Annotated in this window: 15 protein-coding genes and 1 other RNA gene; 8 read left to right on the forward strand and 8 right to left on the reverse strand. The window is 59.9% G+C overall.

Annotated features, from left to right (window positions below; all coding sequences use genetic code 11):
• Position 1: 1 nt before the first annotated feature.
• The 7 genes from rsmH to FHT82_RS13595 all read right to left on the reverse strand — a co-directional run bounded on the left by rsmH (position 2) and on the right by FHT82_RS13595 (position 5967).
• On the reverse strand, positions 2-1027 hold the full coding sequence (gene rsmH, locus FHT82_RS13565) for a 16S rRNA (cytosine(1402)-N(4))-methyltransferase RsmH (RefSeq protein ID WP_183731106.1): 1026 nt from the start codon (positions 1025-1027) through the stop codon (positions 2-4).
• A 17-nt stretch (positions 1028-1044) separates the two neighbouring features.
• Positions 1045-1482 (reverse strand): division/cell wall cluster transcriptional repressor MraZ, encoded by a 438-nt coding sequence (mraZ, locus tag FHT82_RS13570; RefSeq protein ID WP_246698135.1) that lies wholly within the window; start codon positions 1480-1482, stop codon positions 1045-1047.
• A gap of 430 nt (positions 1483-1912) precedes the next feature.
• An RNA gene (rnpB, locus tag FHT82_RS13575) (RNase P RNA component class A) lies at positions 1913-2306 on the reverse strand.
• A 57-nt stretch (positions 2307-2363) separates the two neighbouring features.
• Complete coding sequence (locus tag FHT82_RS13580; protein WP_183731111.1) at positions 2364-3539, reverse strand: FAD-dependent oxidoreductase; 1176 nt, start codon at positions 3537-3539, stop codon at positions 2364-2366.
• Between the two features lie 81 nt (positions 3540-3620).
• Positions 3621-4238 carry a lytic transglycosylase domain-containing protein gene (locus FHT82_RS13585; RefSeq protein WP_183731114.1) on the reverse strand — a complete coding sequence of 206 codons (618 nt, stop codon included), beginning with the start codon at positions 4236-4238 and terminating at the stop codon, positions 3621-3623.
• Positions 4239-4501: 263 nt separating this feature from the next.
• Positions 4502-5263 carry an N-acetylmuramoyl-L-alanine amidase gene (locus tag FHT82_RS13590; protein WP_183731117.1) on the reverse strand — a complete coding sequence of 254 codons (762 nt, stop codon included), beginning with the start codon at positions 5261-5263 and terminating at the stop codon, positions 4502-4504.
• Positions 5260-5967: a DnaJ family molecular chaperone gene (locus FHT82_RS13595; RefSeq protein ID WP_183731120.1), complete on the reverse strand. Its 708-nt coding sequence runs from the start codon at positions 5965-5967 to the stop codon at positions 5260-5262. The genes FHT82_RS13590 and FHT82_RS13595 overlap by 4 nt, the downstream gene beginning before the upstream one ends.
• A 428-nt stretch (positions 5968-6395) precedes the next feature.
• On the opposite strand from FHT82_RS13595, the gene FHT82_RS13600 reads away from it, so the two are divergent.
• The 3 genes from FHT82_RS13600 (at position 6396) to FHT82_RS13610 (ending at position 9384) form a co-directional block, all read left to right on the forward strand.
• Positions 6396-7607, forward strand: coding sequence for a pyrophosphate--fructose-6-phosphate 1-phosphotransferase (locus FHT82_RS13600; protein WP_183731123.1), 1212 nt, complete (start codon positions 6396-6398; stop codon positions 7605-7607).
• 57 nt (positions 7608-7664) lie between these two features.
• On the forward strand, positions 7665-8300 hold the full coding sequence (locus FHT82_RS13605; RefSeq protein ID WP_183731125.1) for a LysE family translocator: 636 nt from the start codon (positions 7665-7667) through the stop codon (positions 8298-8300).
• 115 nt (positions 8301-8415) lie between these two features.
• Positions 8416-9384, forward strand: coding sequence for a lytic transglycosylase domain-containing protein (locus FHT82_RS13610; RefSeq protein ID WP_183731128.1), 969 nt, complete (start codon positions 8416-8418; stop codon positions 9382-9384).
• A 26-nt stretch (positions 9385-9410) separates the two neighbouring features.
• On the opposite strand, the gene FHT82_RS13615 is transcribed toward FHT82_RS13610, so the two are convergent.
• Positions 9411-10802 carry a serine hydrolase gene (locus FHT82_RS13615; protein WP_183731131.1) on the reverse strand — a complete coding sequence of 464 codons (1392 nt, stop codon included), beginning with the start codon at positions 10800-10802 and terminating at the stop codon, positions 9411-9413.
• Positions 10803-10998: 196 nt separating this feature from the next.
• On the opposite strand from FHT82_RS13615, the gene FHT82_RS13620 reads away from it, so the two are divergent.
• The 5 genes from FHT82_RS13620 (at position 10999) to FHT82_RS13640 (ending at position 16139) form a co-directional block, all read left to right on the forward strand.
• Positions 10999-12243 carry a DUF3419 family protein gene (locus FHT82_RS13620; protein WP_183731134.1) on the forward strand — a complete coding sequence of 415 codons (1245 nt, stop codon included), beginning with the start codon at positions 10999-11001 and terminating at the stop codon, positions 12241-12243.
• Complete coding sequence (locus FHT82_RS13625; protein WP_183731136.1) at positions 12240-12911, forward strand: class I SAM-dependent methyltransferase; 672 nt, start codon at positions 12240-12242, stop codon at positions 12909-12911. The genes FHT82_RS13620 and FHT82_RS13625 overlap by 4 nt, the downstream gene beginning before the upstream one ends.
• Before the next feature lie 120 nt (positions 12912-13031).
• Positions 13032-13829, forward strand: a complete 798-nt coding sequence (locus tag FHT82_RS13630; RefSeq protein ID WP_183731139.1) for a GH25 family lysozyme — start codon at positions 13032-13034, stop codon at positions 13827-13829.
• 83 nt (positions 13830-13912) lie between these two features.
• A complete protein-coding gene (locus FHT82_RS13635) occupies positions 13913-15139 on the forward strand; it encodes a lytic murein transglycosylase (RefSeq protein ID WP_183731142.1) in 1227 nt (408 codons plus the stop codon).
• Positions 15140-15233: 94 nt separating this feature from the next.
• A complete protein-coding gene (locus FHT82_RS13640; protein ID WP_183731145.1) occupies positions 15234-16139 on the forward strand; it encodes a DMT family transporter in 906 nt (301 codons plus the stop codon).
• Positions 16140-16299 lie beyond the last annotated feature (160 nt).

The following is a 16299-nucleotide window of genomic DNA, read 5'->3' on the forward strand; positions in this document are numbered from 1 at the left end:
ATCAACCTCCAAGCTTTCCGAGACTGGCGAGATTCGGGAATCCGAAGAGCGACATGTCCTCGGCCTCAGCGGGTGCAACGGTACGCTGGCCAGCGCGCAGCTTGGCGGAACGGGCGCGCGGATTGATCTCGGCTTCTTCCTCGCTGGCCGAAACCATCGACTTGCCGACAGGCTCGAAGGTCGCGGCCCGCTCATGCGCGATCGGCAGGTGGCGGGAACCGGATGCCTTGCCGGCCCGATCGGAGAAGAACTTCTTGACGATACGATCCTCCAGCGAATGGAAGGTGACGACAACGAGGCGACCGCCGGGTTTCAGTGCCCGCTCGGCAGCAAACAGCGCCTGCGCCAACTCGCCAAGCTCGTCATTGACGAAGATGCGCAGCGCCTGAAAGACGCGCGTTGCGGGATGGATCTTGTCCTTCATCTTGCGCGGCGTCACCAGCTCGATGAGGCCGGCAAGATCACGCGTCGTCTCGAAAGGCTTTTCGATGCGGCGCTTTTCGATGGCATGCGCAATGCGCGGCGCCTGGCTCTCTTCGCCGAGATAATGGAAGATGCGGATGAGATCGGCCACCTTGGCGCGGTTGACGACATCGGCTGCAGAAACGCCCGCGGCCGACATACGCATGTCGAGCGGGCCGCTCTTCTGGAAAGAGAAGCCGCGCTCGGCCTCATCGATCTGCATGGAGGAAACGCCGATATCCAGCACGACGCCATCAAGCCCGCTATCGGGCGCATGATCGGCAAGCTGCGAGAATTGCGAATGAATGAGCTTGAGATGACCGCCATGCGCGGCGACGAGCGCCTGGCCGGCTGCGATCGCCGTCGGATCACGATCAAGCGCGATCACATCGGCGCCGGCATCGAGAATAGCGGACGTATAGCCGCCGGCACCAAACGTACCATCGAGAACGACCTTGCCGGAAGAAGGCTCCAGCGCCGCAAGCACTTCCTTGAGAAGAACCGGAATGTGGCGAACCGGTCCGCCACCGGCTTCAGTTGAACCTCCGCCAGGATTCGCCGCCATTCCGTTCCCTCGTTCGTTCAGGAACGCTTGCCCGCCAGCTTGCGCTCCCCTCGTGCCTGCGCCTGCGCGGCCGCGAATGCTTGCGGCTGCCAGAGCTGAAAGTGGTCCGCCCGACCGACAAAGGTCACTTCGTCCGAAATACCAGTGAAGTCGCGAATGAAATCCGTGACCATCAACCGCCCCTCGGCGTCGAGCTTCATGAAGACCCCGCCCCCATGAATGAGAAGCGACATCTCGTTTGCCTCCGGCGAAAACGGATCCTCCGCCGCAATCTGCCGTTCGAACCTTTCCAGAAGATCCGAACCGCCGACGCTGATCGCCGGAAACACAAAGTCCTGGAAGCAGTAAAGCTCCTGAACGTTGCGCTGCGCCAGCACGGAACGAAATGCCGCCGGCACGGAAACCCGGCCCTTGACATCGATCCTGTTGGTCGCATTCGAAAGGAAGCGGCTCATGACACGAAACATCCGTTTCCGAAAGAGCCCGGAAAGCTTTTTGCCGCCCGAAACCCTCAAAGTCAGGCACAGCTTCGCAAGCCGAAAGAACCAAGGCCCTCCCGACGCTTCCGATCCGGAAGGCGCCTTTGCTTTGCGATGGATGGGCAGATGATTGCCCTGATGCAGTGCGCATTTGGGATAGCATGGGACCATATGGGCGTCAATGGGATGAGCCCATTTTGAGGTGGGCGCAGTATCAAAGATTTATAAGCTGTTAAGTTTAACAAAGGGTTAGGAAAGCGATTCTCAAACGCTGCCTGAAGTCCCTCTCGGGAACAGGAAATCCAGCCGGACAAGATCCATGAGACCTTGCCTCTATTCCCGACATTTCAATGACTTGACGGGAGAGAAATCGGATTCCGCTGCAATACGGACGTCGCAGAAGTTAATCGCCAGTTGGCCTGTAAGCCGGGTTCTGTATGGCTCCGGCGAACCGGAACGTGGCAGCCATTCATCTGGGACAGCGCTTGCACGCTGCCTCACGCAACCCACCCGGATGACTGACCCAGAAACAGGCCGGAAGGCTTTCGCCGACCGCGTCATCCCTATTCGGTTTTGCTCCCGGTGGGGTTTACCGTGCCATATCCGTTGCCGGAGATGCGGTGGGCTCTTACCCCACCCTTTCACCCTTACCTGTCATGACAGGCGGTTTGCTTTCTGTGGCACTTTCCCTGAGGTCGCCCTCGCCGGACGTTATCCGGCACCGTGTTTCCGTGGAGCCCGGACTTTCCTCACCCTACCGCCTTTCGGCATTGGTAAAGCGCGGCTGCCCGGCCAACTGGCAGGGGCTCCCTTAAACGAGGAAGCCCGCAAATGCCAACGAAATATGGGGGACAGGCCTAACGGAAATAAGGTGCGAAATCCGTGGCGTAGCCCTGGTCCTTGATTCTGTCTGCAAGAAGCAGTTCGGCTCCGAGCCTGCCGATTTCATCCGAGCTCTTGGCCGAGGTCCCCGCACAGCCCGTCAGCACCCCAATATGCGGCGAGGACGTATAGCCGATCATCGGATAGCGGCTCTTCGTATAGGAGACGACGCAGGATGCGGAGGAAATGGACCGCGCCCCAAGCTCCGGCACAATACGATCAACGATGCCCTTCAGATGCTCGCGCGCAACCTCGCGTCCCTCCGTGCGAAACCAGGCGCGCATGTCCGTATCGTTGCTCAGCACCAGATTGTCGGGATCCCCGCCGATCTTCAGATAGAGCTTTCCATCGGGATAGCGGATCGGCGGCAATAGATAGATGTCGATGCCAGGCGCTTCGAGGATGAGCGACGGCATGCCGGCAAGGCGCGGAGCATCCTCGTCCGCCACCTCGAATAGGGTCACGGTGCGTCCATAAACCGTCATGTCAACGGATTGCGGCAAGAGATTCTGCGAAATGGAAAAACCGCCAGCCGCCAGCAGCACCTTCTCGGCGCGATAAACCTTGCCGCCCGCCGTGGTCACGACGGCCACCCGGCCCTCCTCGCGGATGGAGGCGGCATGGTCGAGGATCACGGTCGCACCCGCCTTTTCGGCAAGCAGCGACTGTGCCTTCACGAGCTTCCGCGGGCTAATATGCCCTGCTCCCTTCGCTTCGAAAATGCCGGCACTGCCGGCGGGAAAAGCGAAATAGGGAAACCGTCGTTTCAGCCCAGCCTCATCGAAAGATGTCGTTTCGACGCCGAGCGAAACCGCGGCCTGCCGTGTACCGGCGAGGTAAGCACTCTCGGGAGGCGCTACAACGACGCAGCCCGCCTCCGTATAGAAATCGATGCCGCTTTCGCTTGCGATCTCGCCATAGCGTACGATCGAGCGATTGGCGAGCAACGCCCAGTCGCAATCAGGATCGATGGTCCGCGTGATACGGCCTTCGTCGTAATGGCTGGCGAAAACTCCCCCATGCACCTTGCGATCAGCCGGCTCGTCCGGACCGATGACGGCAACGCCGTCCGTCTGGCGTGCCAGATATTTAGCGGCCGCGGCACCCATCATGCCGCGACCGATGACGATGAACCTGAAATCGACTGCCATATCGCACCTCGCTAAAGGCTAGCGATAACATGGCAATCGCACTGAATCATCCGACGTTTGTCAGAGAAAAGCGCTTCCGGCTCAGAGCATCGCAAGAACCTTGCCGCAATAGGACTTGGAGACCGGGTTCATGCGCGTCGCGCCATGGCCGGCATTGTATTTGAGGATGGTATTGCAGGTCTGCCCGCCACCGAGATCGTGGGCGGTCGCCAGGTACTTCATGCCATACTTGATGTTGGTTTCCGGATCGAACAGACCCTTGGCACTACCGGAATAGCCCATCATGCGGGCCGTCGCCGGCTTGATCTGCATAAGGCCGATTTCGCCGTGGCTGCCGCGCGCCCTCGGATTGAAATTGCTTTCGATACGGATGACAGCAGTCGCAAGCGCCACCGGCACATTATATTGATTGGCATATTTGCTGATCAGTGCGGAATAGGAATTGCCGGAAACGTCGGCGACGGGATAGCCACTCTGCCGCTCGACCGTCTTCAGCGGACGCTCCGTTTTCTTCTGCACACGCTGCGCAGTCCTTTGCGGACGCTCTTTCTTATGCACGCGCTCCGCGGTCTTCTGCGGGCGCTCCACTTTCTTCACGGGCGCATCGGCTCTTACGCCCCAGTCATTCGCAAAGGCAAAGCTATTTCCCGCCAGCACCATGCCAACGCATGCTGCAGCAACAACAATCAGTTTTCTCATGTAGTCTTAAACACTCCGACCCAAAGAATTGCCGGACTGCGCGCCCCGCCGTCATGGAGAATTCCCGACCAAGGACTGATCAGGTTTCGCAGCAATTCTTATCGTTTCACATGACGCCTTCGATTTAGCTTGGGAACAACCATCGGCGCCGCTTAGCGGAAGTTCTTAGACCATCGCAATGAGGAGATAATAGGGAAATGATGTGGCAGTCCGAATTTCGCATTCAAACATGGAAAATCGGCAATGTCGGAAACCATTGGAGATCAGGAATATCGCGGCAGCGCCGTAAGCAGGCGGTGCAGCGTATCGATCGTCGAGAAATCGGCGATCCCGTCCACCCGCTCGGTGCGGAAATGCCGCTGGAAGGCTTCGACGTCACCAGCCGTCTTATCGTTGAATTCGCCTGTGATCTCAGTGCTGTATCCATAAAGCGACAGCATGGATTGCAGCGCCTCTATCGGCTGTCCACGGTCACCGCGCTGGAAGAAGCGTCCGCCAGTGATGGCGGCCGGCTCTACCCAGTGGCCGACGCCGGCCCGATACAGCTCGCCCCAGGGGAATTTTTCGCCCGGATCGACCTTGCGCACAGGAGCCACATCAGAGTGGCCGAGCACCCTTTCAGGCGCGATTGACCAGCGATCGCCGCAATCGCGACATAATTCGATCACCGCCGCGATCTGCTCTTTCGGATAGTCCGGAAGCCCGCCCGGATGGCCGGCATTGGCGATCTCGATGCCGATCGACAGCGAGTTGATATCCGTCTCGCCGTGCCAGAAACTTTTGCCCGCATGCCATGCGCGGCGGCCCTCCGGCACGAGCTGCACGACCTCGCCGTCTGGATGCACGAAATAATGGCTGGAGACCTGGCTTTCGTCCCGACAGAGCCAGTCAAGCGCTCCTTCCGGGCTCGGCATGCCGGTATAATGCAGCAGGATCATATCGGGCTTGCGTCCGTCAGCGCGTTCGCCATGGTTCGGCGAAGGCTGGACGCGCGCCTTGCTGTAATCGGCCTCGAATGAGGTCATGCGGCGCGACGTTCCTTTTCGATCGCCGCATAGGCGTCGTTCAGGGCTGCCATGCGTTCATTGGCGATCACATAGAACTCTTCCGGCACGCCGCGCGAGATCAGCCTATCCGGATGATGCTCGCTGACGAGCACATGATAATGGCGGCGGATCGTCGGGAAGTCATCTGCCGGCGAAACCCCGAGAACCTTGTAGGGGTCGCGTCCATCAGAGACGTGGCGTGCAGCGATCTGATCGAAGCGGGCCTCGCTCATCTGGAAGATCTCGGCGATATGGTGCAGGAAATTCATTTCCTTCTCGTGGATCAGCCCATCTGCCTTGGCGATATGGAACAGGCCGTCGAGCACATCTTCCAGGACCGGGCAATTGGCAGCACAAGTCGAGCAGAGCGTTGACAGCTTCGCGGCATAGGCCTCGTAACCGGCAACGTCCTGGCGGGCGAGATTATAGAGGCGCGCAACATTCTTCGCCTCGCTCGGAGGAAACTCGAATATATCGCGGAAGGCCTGCACTTCCTTCTCGCTGACGATGCCGTCAGCCTTCGCCATCTTGGCAGACAGCGCAATGACGGCCACCGAGAAGGCAACCTTGCGGCGCGTCTCCGGATCGCCTTCGAAAACCGTGCGAATAGCCTCGACCACCGCGGAGAGCGCATTGCCCGCGATATTGCCAATGGCATTCACCAGTTTTTCCCAGAAAGACATCGTCATCTTCTCGCAATGCAGCAAGTTTTGGAAGAAACACCTTGACCAAATAATCGTCGCCATTGCAAGGCAGCTATTGGTCGTAGGTTCGAAAACTGTTTTCACAATTCGGTAACGGTCGCCAAAACACGACCATCCGCTGTGCCCGCCACTTCTACAGTATTCGCACAACGCTCGACGATTTCCACAACACTTATGGATAGGTGGAACTGGCTTTGAACCGATTATATCGCCGCTTCCGGCGCCTGCTCTGCAGAAAGGCGCGTTTTTCGTAAATTCTTTACTTTACAGGCCACTTCCCCTGCCGCATCCATGCGTTACCTGAAGCATGTCGCGCAAAAGTGCGCAGCGGTTTTGCGATAACGACATGCGTAAAACAAAGACTTGAGCTTGCACGCAGTCGCTCATCGAGCGCCAAAGGAGGGATTATGGCCAAACAGAAAGTCGCAATGCTGACCGCCGGAGGCCTGGCGCCCTGCCTCTCATCTGCCGTCGGCGGCCTCATCGAGCGCTATAGCGATGTTGCACCCGATATCGAACTCATCGCCTACAAGTCCGGCTATCAGGGCGTGCTGCTCGGCGACAGCGTTCAAATCAATGGGCAGATGCGCGAGAAGGCGCCGCTCCTGCACCGTTATGGCGGCTCCCCCATCGGTAACAGCCGCGTGAAGCTCACCAATGCCGCCGATTGCGTGAAGCGCGGCCTCGTCAAGGAAGGCGAAAATCCGCTGCGGGTTGCCGCTGAACGTCTTGCCAATGACGGCGTCACCATCCTCCACACGATCGGCGGCGACGACACGAATACGACAGCCGCGGATCTCGCCGCCTATCTCGCGGCAAACGGCTATGACCTGACCGTCGTCGGCCTGCCGAAAACGGTTGATAACGACGTCGTGCCGATCCGCCAGTCGCTCGGCGCCTGGACGGCTGCCGAGGTCGGCGCGCATTTCTTCGACAATGTCAGCAATGAACAGACCGCCGCCCCGCGCACGCTCGTCATCCACGAGGTCATGGGTCGTCACTGCGGCTGGCTGACGGCCGCCACCGCCCGCGCCTATCTCCAGCGCACCAAAGGCAATGAATATGTCGATGGCCTGATGATGAACGCGCATATGAAGAGCATCGATGCCGTCTACCTGCCGGAAATGGCTTTCGACCTCGATGCCGAAGCCGCGCGCCTGAAGGAAATCATGGACCGCACCGGCCATGCCACGGTCTTCGTGTCGGAAGGCGCCTGCCTCGATGCCATCGTCGCCGAGCGCGAAGCTGCCGGCGAGACGGTCAAGCGCGACGCCTTCGGCCATGTGAAGATCGACACGATCAATGTCGGCGCCTGGTTCCAGAAGCAGTTCGCAAGCCTGCTCGATGCAGAGCGCTCGCTCGTCCAGAAATCCGGCTATTTTGCGCGCTCTGCACCGGCAAACGGCGAAGACCTGCGCCTGATCCAGAGCATGGTCGATCTCGCCGTCGAAAGCGCCCTCAACAAGATTTCAGGCGTAACCGGCCATGACGAAGCGCAGAATGGCAAGTTGCGCACAATAGAATTTCCCCGCATCAAGGGTGGCAAGCCATTTGATCTTTCAACCGGATGGTTTGGCGAAGTAATGAGCCAGATCGGGCAAAAATACAGGGCGGCATGATTGACGGATGGCTAATATGGTGTCTTTGCTTGTTCTCTGGGAATAGGAGGAGATTCCATGTCGCTTGAAGCCTGGCTCGCTTTTGCAGCCGCATCCGCCATCATGCTCGCCATACCGGGACCGACCATTCTTCTGGTCGTTTCCTATGCGCTTGGGCATGGCCGGAAGACGGCGCTTGCGACCGTTTCGGGCGTGGCACTCGGCGATTTCACGGCCATGACCGCCTCGCTTTTCGGCCTTGGCGCCCTGCTCGCCGCATCGGCGACGCTGTTTACGGTGTTGAAATGGATCGGCGGCGCCTATCTGATCTGGCTTGGAATCAAGCTCTGGCGAGCCCCGATCGTCGGCGAACACATCGCCGACAACGATAATCTGCCGGAAGAAAAGTCCCTGCGGATCTTTCTGCATGCCTATGTCGTGACGGCACTGAACCCGAAGAGCATCGTCTTCTTCGTCGCCTTCGTGCCGCAGTTCCTCAACCCCGCCCTTCCCTTCTTCGATCAGATGCTGATCATGGAAGCGACATTCCTCGTGCTCGCCACCATCAATGCCTCCTGCTACGCGCTCGCCGCCCACGCCGCGCGCGGCTTGATTCGCAAGGCCAGCGTTCAGCGCGCGGTCAACCGCACCGGTGGCACTCTCCTCATCGCTGCCGGCGCCGTAACCGCCGGGTATCGCCGTATTGCAGCCTAGAAATATTCCGTGGTTGCCGGAAAGCCACGAATAGGTTAATGCCTACCCTCAGGCTTAAGGTATTTGATAACTTTTAAGACGCTGCCGGGGCGGCGCGATTCACGAAAGTGAGAGAATGGTAGCGATCGGATTTTCCGGCCTGAAACGCAGTCTCGTGGTGTCTACCATGCTCTGCGGTGTCATTTCCGGATGCGCGAGCGTCGAATATACCTCTCAGGCGGAACTGACCGCCGCACAGACCGTGATTCCCATGCCGAAGCCGAGTGAAGACGCAACGCTGGCTGCGGTTCCGACTGCCGAAGGCGCAACCGGCGAGGCCGTCGCCACTCTCAATCCCCAGGCAGCAGCCGCCGCACCCGTTCTTACCGCAGCCGCCATGCCGAATGTCGTCTCCCCCGTGCAGCAGCAGGCTGGCGATTTCGCCATGCAGGGCGGTGTCCAGCAGGTTACCGTCAATGGCTATGCCCCCATTCCGCTGACGCCTGAGATGACAGCGATCCAGTCCGTCATTCCGACGCCGCGGCCGGGCTCGCCCGCCAGCCCCTCGACGCAGCTTGCCTTCGCAGCCACGACGCCGCAGAACGGCGCGCTCGCAGCGCTCGCCGCCGTCGATACCACGCCGCGCTTCACGATGGATTACGGCTTCGATGAGTCCGGCCCGATCGATCCGCCGGCAGCCCCGCCGATGTTCAGCGATAACGACAGCGACGACGCGCCGACCGTCGAAAAGAGCCTCGTCAGCAAGCTCATCAGCAAATATTCCAAGCTTTACGAAATCCCGGAGTCGTTGCTCCACCGCGTCGTTCATCGCGAGAGCCGTTACAATTCCAAGGCCTATAACAAGCGCGGCTACTTCGGCCTCATGCAGATCAAGTACAACACTGCAAAATCGATGGGTTATAACGGCAGTGCCGCCGGCCTCTTCGACGCTGAGACCAATATCAAATATGCCGGCAAATACCTGCAGGGCGCCTGGAAGGTTGCCGACAAGAAGGAAGACGACGCCGTTCGTCTCTATGCGCGCGGCTACTATTACGACGCCAAGCGCAAGGGCATGACCGACATCGCCCAGGGCAACTACTGATACTAAGACATCATCGCTGACGAACGTCAGCCGGCTTTTGCCGACTGAAGCGTGTTGAGAATTTCCTTCAGCATTACCTGCGGCCTGTAGCGCAACCAGCTCGGCGTCAGTCCCATGCGGACAAAGACGAGATTGGCCGAAGGAATGATCGCGACCGACTGTCCGTCATGGCCCTGCAGCCAGAACGTATCCTGCGGCAGCCCGAACTCCGCACTCGCCTCGCCGCCCGGCCCTGCGAGCCAGGCCTGGCCTTGCGTATACTGGCCGCCCGAACTTGCCGTCGGCGTGCGCATCATCGCAACAAAGCCTTCCGGCAAAAGTCTCTGCCCGTTCCACACGCCGTCCTGCAGCAGGAACTGTCCGAATCGCGCCCAGTCATGCGCCGTGGCATAGAGATAGGAACTGCCGGTAAACGTACCGCGCTCGTCGGCTTCGAAGACTGCGCTCGTCATGCCGAGCGGAGAAAACAGCGCATCACGGGGGTAATCGAAGGCCGCCTGCGGGTCGCCGACCTTATTCATCCAGATGCGCGACAGAAGCATGGCCGTACCGCTGGAATAATGGAAATTCGTGCCCGGTGCAGCCACCAGTGGCGCACCTGCCGGCAGAGAAACCATGTCGGGGTCGAGGTAGAGCATGCGCGTCACATCGGCGACAGCGCCATAATCCTCGTTGAAGGCAAGCCCGCTTTCCATGCCGAGCAGGTCGGAGAGCTTGATGTCGCGGCGTGGATCATGCGCCCATTGCGGCAGCAGATGCGTGTCGTCGAAGGAAATCTTGCCCGACAGCATCAACCGGCCGATCAGCGCCGCATTGACCGTCTTCGTCATCGACCAGCCCACCAGCGGTGTGCTGGCGCTTATTCCCGGCCCATAGCTCTCGGCAATAATGCGGCCGTCCTGCACGACCACCATCGCCCGCATCGCCGGTCCGGCAAGCTTGGCGTCCGTCAGAAGGGCTGAGACCCTGGTATTGACCGCCGCCGGATCGACGCGCTCGCCGTCCGGCCAGACTGCATCGTTTTCGCCCGCCCGCGATGCCGGCAAGAGCGGCGCGGCCTTAGCAGCGGCATCGAAATCCCCGTCAGGCACGCTCGTGCACCCGAGGGCGCCGCGATAAAGCGCGTAGCTCGGCGCAAACAGGCCCATGAAGCGCGAGGTCACCCGCCCGCTGTCATGATCGACCTCGACGCGCATCAGACGCAGCAGCGGGTTTCCAGGCGCCTGAACATCGTCGTAAAGCACGGCATCGGGATCACGGCCGGCAATGAAGACATTGGAGCAGACGATCTTGGCGGCATAGCCGTTGCCCACCTTCAGGAGCTCCGGCGGGCTGATGGAGAGCCACATGGCTCCACCTATACCAACGAGAATGATGAGCAGGGCCAAGCCCTTGAAGATACGCGGAACAACTCGCATGCAATCCTCCACGCAACGGAGAGAAGCAGGAAACTTGGCTCGCGAAAAGAGAGAAGCGAAAAGAAGCCTTTCAATCGGCTTCAATTTTCGCTGAAGTCCTCGCCTGCTTACGCGGAAGCTTTGGCCCACAGGGCTCGTCATCAAACTGTAGCAGAGGCGCGTTACACGCCCTGAACGCTAAAAAGGTGACAGACTCATGTCGGAATTTGCACCGGATACCGGCTTCCGCAAGAACCGGAAACTCAAGGCAGCGCTTCTCCGCCACAAGGCTTTTTCAAAGGACGGCTTCTCCGAACGCCTCTTCGGCCTTCTCTTCTCCGGCCTCGTCTATCCGCAGATCTGGGAAGACCCGGATCTCGATATGCAGGCGATGGAGCTGAGGCCCAATCACCGCATCGTCACGATCGGCTCCGGCGGCTGCAATATGCTCGCCTACCTTTCCAAGGCGCCTGCTTCGATCGATGTGGTAGACCTCAATCCGCACCATATTGCGCTGAACAGGCTGAAGCTTGCCGCTTTCAAGAACCTGCCAAGCCATTCCGATCTCGTACGTTTCCTGGCGATGCCGAACGAGAAGTCGAACAGCCGGCTTTTCGACAGCGTCCTGTCGTCCAACCTCGATGAGACCACTCGCGCCTACTGGAACACCCGCAAATTCGGTCGTCGTCGCGTCACCGTCTTCAACCGTAACATCTATGAAACAGGCCTGCTCGGCCGCTTCATCGGTGCCGCCCACCTGCTCGCCCGCCTGCATGGCGTGAAGCTGCAGGAAATGACCAAGACCCGGTCGATCCGCGAACAGCGCCAGTTTTTCGACGACCAGATCGCTCCCCTCTTCGAAAAGCCCGTCGTACGCTGGATCACCAACCGCAAGAGCTCGCTCTTCGGTCTCGGCATCCCGCCGCAGCAATATGACGAGCTGGCAAGCCTTGCCGCCGACAATTCCATTGCGCCGGTTCTGAAACACCGCCTGGAAAAGCTCGCCTGTCATTTCCCGATGCGCGACAACTACTTCGCCTGGCAGGCTTTCGCACGCCGCTATGCAGACGGAGAGGAAGGCCCGCTGCCGACCTATCTGAAGCCGGAGCACTATGAGGTGATCCGCGCCAATGTCGACCGCGTCAACGTTCATCATGCGAGCTTCACCGAGCTTCTGACCAGCGAGCCCGCCGCTTCGCGCGATCGCTACATTCTGCTCGACGCACAGGACTGGATGACCGACCAGCAGCTCAACGATGTCTGGCGCGAAATCACCCGCACTGCGCGCGACGGCGCTCGCGTGATCTTCCGGACGGCAGCCGAAAAGAGCATCATCGAGGGCCGCCTCGCCCCTGAAATTCGCGACCAGTGGCACTATTTCGAAGAACAGTCGCGTGAAATGACCACCCAGGACCGCTCGGCGATTTACGGCGGCTTCCACATCTACGGGAAGAAGGCGTGAGCGAATCCAGCGAGATGACCGTCAAGAGCGAAGAACATGCCGACCTGATGGACGGCATGTACCGCTACCAGCGCCATTTCTACGACCTGACCCGCAAATACTATCTTCTCGGCCGCGACCGCACGATACGCAATCTCAACGTCCCCCAGGGCGGCACGCTGCTCGAAGTCGGCTGCGGCACGGGCCGTAACATGGCACTCGCGCACAAGCACTTCCCGACCGCCAGGCTCTACGGCCTCGACATTTCCCAGGAAATGCTGATTTCCGCCCGCAAGACCTTTGCCACCAAGGCGACGGTCCCGGATTTCCGGGTGGCGGATGCCACCGCCTATACGCCGCGCGAATTTGGCGTCACCGGGTTCGACCGTATCCTCATTTCCTACGCGCTGTCGATGATCCCGGATTGGGAGCGTGCGGTGGATGCATCGATTGCCGCACTCAATCCCGGCGGCCAGCTCCACATCGTCGATTTCGGCCAGCAGGAAGGCCTGCCCGCCTGGTTCCGCAAGCTTCTGCAGGCCTGGCTCGCCAAATTCCACGTCACGCCCCGCGCCAATCTGCGCGAGGTTCTGGAAGCGCAAGCCATTGAAAACAGCGCGAGATTGTCGTTCGAAACAATCGGCGGCGGCTACGCCTGGCGAGCAGCTGCCATCAGCAAGCGCTCATAATTCGCTTGTAAATAACGATTTTTTTACGTTGATATCAGAAAAGAGGGTCGTTCCCTCTGCTGGGCGCGTGTTTTCGAAGGTCAGGCTGTGGGGCAGATCCATCATCACGACGGAATATTCATGCGTCGGCTTTTGTTTTGCGTCCTGCCGCTTGCCCTGATGCTCGCCGGTTGCAGTTCCACGGGTTACGATTATCTCGAAACCGCCTCCATAAAGCCGAAGACCCGCTTCAAGGATACCGATCCCCAGGATTTCGGTCCCAGGCAGCCGCAGCAAAACGCCATCCACGGCATCGACATTTCCAAATGGCAGGGTGATATCGACTGGCAGACAGTGCGCAAGTCGGGCGTCGCCTTTGCCTTCATCAAGGCGACCGAAGGCAAGGACAGGGTCGATCCTCGCTTTGACGAATACTGGCGCGAAGCATCCGCGTCGGGCATTCCGCATGCACCCTATCACTTCTATTATTTCTGCTCGTCTGCCGATGAGCAGGCCGATTGGTTCATCCGCAACGTTCCCAGGGAATCCATGCGCCTGCCGCCGGTGCTGGATGTGGAATGGAATGCAGAATCGAAGACCTGCCGCTTCCGCCCCGACCCGGCGACGGTTCGCTCCGAAATGCAGCGCTTCATGGATCGCCTGGAAGCCTATTACGGCAAGCGGCCGATCATCTACACCTCTGTCGATTTCCACCGCGAAAATCTCGACGGCTATTTCCAGGACTATCACTTCTGGGTCCGCTCGACCGCCAAACACCCCGACGTGACCTATGCCGACCGTCGCTGGGCCTTCTGGCAATATACGTCGACAGGCGTCATTCCGGGCATCAAAGGGCCGACCGACATCAATGTCTTCGCCGGCTCCGCGAAAAACTGGAACAATTGGGTGGCTGACGTTTCCAAGAATAGAAATTCTTAGTAACGTGCCCCAATCTTTCTTGCTTCCGTCACATTCATCTGTGAAGTCGGCGGAATTCTATGTGATTTTACGAGGATCGTTTCATGCACCGCTCGCTTAAAGGCTGCTCTGCACTCACCCTTCTGTTTGCCTGCGCCATTGCAACAGGCGCTGCCGCCCAGCAGGCCCCGGCTGCCGCAGCTTCAGCCCCGGCAGCCCCCTGCGGCGGCGATCTCTCCGCCTTCCTTCAGGGCGTCAAGAACGATGCGATTGCAGCAGGCGCGAGCGCCGAAGCAGCAGATCAGGCGCTCGCCGGCGCTGAGATCGACCCCAAGGTCCTGAGCCGCGACCGCGCCCAGGGCGTCTTCCGCCAGACCTTCCTCGAATTCTCGCAGCGCACCGTCAGCCAGGCCCGCCTCGACATCGGCCGCCAGAAAATGAAGCAATATGCCGATGTCTTCGCCCGCGCCGAGCAGGAATTCGGCGTTCCCTCGGGCGTCATAACCGCCTTCTGGGCGATGGAAACGGATTTCGGCGCCGTGCAGGGCGATTTCAACACGCGCAACGCGCTGGTGACGCTCTCGCATGATTGCCGCCGCCCGGAACTCTTCCGTCCGCAGCTGATCGCCCTCATCGAGATGGTGCAGCATGGCGATCTCGATCCGCAGACCAATACCGGCGCATGGGCAGGCGAGATCGGCCAGGTGCAGATGCTGCCGCGCGATATCATCGCCTATGGCATGGACGGCGATGGCGACGGCCATGTACGCCTCAAACAGAGCAGCCCGGATGCGATCCTGACGGCCGCCAAGTTCATCCAGCATCTCGGCTTCGAGCGCGACCAGCCCTGGCTGCAGGAAGTCACGGTGCCAGATAACCTGCCCTGGGAAAAGTCGGGCCTCGGCGGCACGATGACGGCAGGCGAATGGTTCAACCTCGGCGTCAAGCCGCGCGACGGCAACACCGCCTTCGCCAATCTCGAAGGCGATCTCATCCTGCCGCAGGGGCGCCTCGGACCGGCCTTCATCGCCTATCCCAACTTCAAGATCTATCTGGAATGGAACAAGTCGTTCATCTACACGACCTCGGCCGCCTATTTCGCGACCCGCCTCTCCGGTGCCCCAACCTATCAGAAGGGCACACCTGAGCAGGGCCTTTCCAACGACCAGATGAAACAGCTGCAGACGAAGCTCGATTCGCTCGGCCACGATGTCGGCGAGATCGACGGCATCCTCGGCTCCGGTACCCGTGTCGCGATCCAGAAAGAACAGCTTCGCTTGGGCATACCGGCCGACGGCTGGGCAACCCCGGCGCTGCTGAACTCTCTCTGATCCCTCACAATTGCCCTTTCGCCACCCGGACACATGAATCGGGTGGCGCCTCCCCGCCGATCGGTTGAACCTGCCAGCAGATGGGAGGATCGGCATGGAACAGAGAATGAGCACATTGACCTGGGGGCTTCTCGCCCTCCTCGGTCTGATCTGGGGCGGCTCCTTCTTCTTCGCGCGCATCGCCGTTGCCGAGGTGCCGCCGCTTACCCTCGTCTTCCTGCGCCTCTCCATTGCGGCCCTTGCGCTGCATATCTACATCGCCGGGCGATTCGGCATCTATCCGCTGCTGAAGAGCCGTTGGCGCGAATTCCTCATTCTCGGCATCCTCAACAATGCCCTGCCCCATGCGCTGATTTTCTTTGGCCAGACGCGCATCGGCGCCGGTCTCGCCTCCATTCTCAATGCCACGACGCCGATCTGGACCGTGCTGATCGCCAATTACCTGACATCTGACGAGAAACTCTCCTCGGCCAAGATCATCGGCTGCCTCACCGGCCTTTTCGGCACAGTCGTCCTCATCGGCCCTGGAATCACCGATGGCAGCGACCTGCCCCTCTGGGCGCTCCTCCTGCCCGTCGTCGCCGCGGTCTGCTACGGATTTGCGGCCACCTATGGCAAGCGCTTCAGGGGCATGGCGCCGCCTGTTATCGCTGCCGGCCAGATGACGGCATCCTCGCTGGTGGCCCTGCCGCTGTCGCTCGTCATGGATCACCCCTGGGCACTTGCCATGCCGTCAATCAACGTCATCGCGGCCGTTCTGGCGATTGCCCTGCTGTCCACAGCCGTCGGCTATATCATCTACTTCCGCATCATGGCCGCGGCGGGCGCGACCAACGCCTCTCTAGTGACGCTGCTCGTGCCGCCGAGCGCGATCCTGCTCGGCTTCCTGTTCCTGGGCGAGCGACTGGAGATGACCGAGATAGCCGGCATGGCGCTGATCGGCGCGGGACTTGTCATACTGGACGGCCGCATCTACCGCCGCTCTGGCGCCATAGCCTGAAATGATTATGCTGCAGTGCGCCATTCTTCCGCCAAAAGCGTGAATCGCGACTACCGGATTGTAACGGATCGTTAAATTTTGAGAGCGGATTTTTCTGATTATATTTCAGTAGTTTATAGGATTGTTGTTAGACTTATCCCCTATCCTCTTCGGCAGCGCA

Source organism: Rhizobium sp. BK275, assembly GCF_014193555.1.
GTDB lineage: Bacteria > Pseudomonadota > Alphaproteobacteria > Rhizobiales > Rhizobiaceae > Rhizobium.